5 protein-coding genes are annotated in these 2954 nt (G+C 45.8%); 2 read left to right on the forward strand and 3 right to left on the reverse strand.

All coding sequences use genetic code 11. From position 1 onward, the window contains the following. Positions 1–847: dihydrolipoamide acetyltransferase family protein (locus IQ242_RS21340; RefSeq protein WP_193961328.1), on the forward strand; the 847-nt coding region annotated here is incomplete at its 5' end. 264 nt (positions 848–1111) lie between these two features. Next, positions 1112–2059 carry a PRC-barrel domain-containing protein gene (locus IQ242_RS21345; protein ID WP_185236929.1) on the forward strand — a complete coding sequence of 316 codons (948 nt, stop codon included), beginning with the start codon at positions 1112–1114 and terminating at the stop codon, positions 2057–2059. A 147-nt stretch (positions 2060–2206) separates the two neighbouring features. Here the strand turns inward: IQ242_RS21345 and IQ242_RS21350 are convergent, their stop codons facing one another. The 3 genes from IQ242_RS21350 to IQ242_RS21360 form a co-directional block, all read right to left on the reverse strand. After that, complete coding sequence (locus IQ242_RS21350; protein ID WP_149987308.1) at positions 2207–2434, reverse strand: type II toxin-antitoxin system HicA family toxin; 228 nt, start codon at positions 2432–2434, stop codon at positions 2207–2209. After that, positions 2427–2636 (reverse strand): type II toxin-antitoxin system HicB family antitoxin, encoded by a 210-nt coding sequence (locus tag IQ242_RS21355; RefSeq protein WP_002734849.1) that lies wholly within the window; start codon positions 2634–2636, stop codon positions 2427–2429. Before IQ242_RS21355 ends, IQ242_RS21350 begins: the two co-directional genes overlap by 8 nt. A 217-nt stretch (positions 2637–2853) precedes the next feature. Continuing rightward, on the reverse strand, positions 2854–2954 hold a 101-nt coding region (locus tag IQ242_RS21360), incomplete at its 5' end, for a transposase (protein WP_193961329.1).

Consider the following 2954-nt stretch of genomic DNA (forward strand, 5'->3'; position numbering starts at 1 on the left):
GGTAGATCTGAAAACCCTAGTGGGTAGCGGTCCCCACGGACGAATTACCGCCGAAGACGTAGAAAAAGCGACAGGAAAAGTCAGCACTGCCCCCGCTCCCGTCATTACTCCCCCGCAACCCGTCAGCGTGCCTGTGGCGGCTCCTAAAGCCCCGATTCCGGGCAGCGCCCCGGTCGGTCGGACTGTTCCCCTCACCACTCTGCAAAAAGCCGTCGCTCAGAATATGTCGGTTAGCCTACAGGTTCCCACCTTCCAAGTGGGCTACACTATCACCACCGACCCACTAGACCAACTCTATCAACAGCTAAAATCCAAGGGTGTCACCATGACGGCCCTGTTAGCAAAAGCGGTAGCCAACACCCTCGCTAAACATCCGATCGTTAATGCCAGCTATAGCGACGCAGGAATCCAATACCACGGGGCGATTAACGTGGCCGTAGCCGTGGCTATGCCCGATGGTGGCTTAATTACGCCGGTTTTGCGCTCTGCTAACCAGATGGATATCTATTCCCTCTCCCGCAGTTGGAAAGATTTAGTCGATCGCGCCCGCAGTAAACAACTGCAACCGGAAGAATATAATAGCGGTACTTTTACCATTTCTAATCTGGGAATGTTCGGAGTCGATCGCTTTACCGCTATCTTACCCCCCAACCAAGGTGCAATCCTGGCCGTGGGTGCTTCCCGTCCCCAAATCGTCGTCAATAAAGATGGTTTATTCGGAGTGCAAAAACAGATGACGGTTAATCTCACCAGTGACCACCGAGTTATCTACGGGGCCGATGCGGCCTCCTTCCTGCAAGACTTAGCTAAACTGATCGAAACCGAGGTGCAGTCTTTAACTATGTAATCAGAATCTAGACAGCAGGAGCCAAGGGAGTTTCTCTCTAGCTCCTGTTTTGTTGTTACTAAAAAAATGTAAAGAATTAGCTAAAATGGGTTTAACCCTATCTATCACCCGAAACTATCGCCCAAACAAGGCTAAAAAAAGTGTTAATCTCAGGGAACTTTAAGATCTAAGCCAATATCGCTAAATTAACCCTCGATCTCGCCCTATATATTAAGCCTACACTAATTCGTATTCCCACGACCTAACGCCTACCCATAGGAAAAAATGATCACAGAGAATAGTCGCTTACGTTCAGAATTTTTAAATACACAGGTTATCACTCGCAATACAGGCAAAAAACTCGGCGTTGTTAAAGATATTCTTGTAGATATCGATCAACGAGAAGTAGTTGCCCTGGGACTCCGCGATAATATCCTCTCCCTGTCGGGAATGCCTCAATATATGTATTTATCGAGCATCAGTCAGACAGGAGACGTGGTTCTCGTGGAAGATGATAACGTCTTGGAATCCGTCGATATCGATGCTTATACTCCCTTAATCGGTAGTGAAGTGATCACGGAAACCGGCGAACCTTTAGGCAAAGTCCGCGATTATCAATTTGATCCCCTTAGTGGTCAATTACATTCCATTGTCATCGCTTCCCTGGGATTGCCTCTGATCCCCGAACAATTGATCAGTACCTACGAAATTGCCATTGAAGAAGTGGTTAGCAGCGGTCCGAATCGCTTAATTGTCTTTGAAGGGGCCGAAGAACGTCTCACGCAGGTTAGTGTGGGGGTTTTGGAACGTTTGGGTATTGGTCGTCCCCCCTGGGAAAGAGAAGAGGAAGAAGCTTATTATACTCCCGCTGCTCGTCCGGAAAATCAGTTAGGTACGGGTATTCCCCTCCGCACTCCCGTTGAGGCCGCTAAACCCGTTGAAGAACGCTGGAGTGAAGACGAATGGGAAAAAGAACCCCTGCGCGCCACTCCCCCACCGCAAAAACGGGCCGAAGCTCTTTATTATGAGCAAGAATACGAGGAAGAAGAAGATAACTGGGGAGAAGCGCGGTTAGAACGCACAGAAAGCTTTTCTCGTCCTCAGTACGACGATTACGAAGATAAGGCCGAGGATGATATGTGGGATGATGACGTGGAACCAGATTACAATCCCCCCCGCATCAATATCACCGAGAAGAAAAAGGAAAGAATCCCCGAATACGAAGACGGTTAATCTTTGACAGTCCCCCTATCCATTAGTTACATCTTTCTTAACATAAAGTTTGACAAAAAAAGAAAAGTGTGCTATGTGGCTCAAGGGGGTTCTCTGGGGGGACTAAATACTTTTGCTATCACTTCGAGTGCAGTGATTTGTCAGACCTTACAGATGTTCAATGAACTCTTCAACGGTGACTTGGGCTTGTTTCAGAATTCCACTTAATGTACCAACCTTCAATTCCTGATGTACAGGGACAACACAACCAATTTTGCCCTCTTCGGTTTCTTTCTTCATCACAACATGGCTACCTGTTTGACGAACTTGCTCGAAGCCTAAGCGTTCAAGAGATCTAACTGCCTCCCGACTAGAGATTCGTGGCAGCTTAGGCATAACTAACCTCAATACTGGTCACAAATCTAGGGGATGTTTCTGGTAAGGTAAATTCCTCTAGGTAAAGCCGTGTGGCTTCTTTCAATCCAGCAATCGCCTGCTCAATTGTTTCTCCTTGATCTACTGTACCAACTTCTGGACATTCAGCAATGTACATATTATCTTCTTTGTACAAAATAACAGTAAAGATGCGATTTTTCATGGTGTCTTATCATCTCAGGCTTACTCTGAAAATCATAACATAACTGTTTCCTAATCGTTTGGTTAGAAAATAGTTAGGTTTCCTGATCATTGACCCAACTCAAGCTTTTTGAAAAACTCTATAAGATATTAGGTTATTAGTAATTAATCCAATATTGTCCCACCTTCCTAGAATTGAGTGAGAAGATTGTGGGCTCTTCGTTACCCTTTATGCTAAATCAACAGACAAGATGCCAAGATAACATACTTCTAACCCAAAAATTCCGAAAGTTTCTAAAGCCATAGCCTCTCCGTTTTATTAGTTTANGTTTTTTGTTGA

The sequence above is a fragment of the Microcystis sp. LEGE 08355 genome (assembly GCF_015207185.1).
GTDB lineage: Bacteria > Cyanobacteriota > Cyanobacteriia > Cyanobacteriales > Microcystaceae > Microcystis > Microcystis panniformis.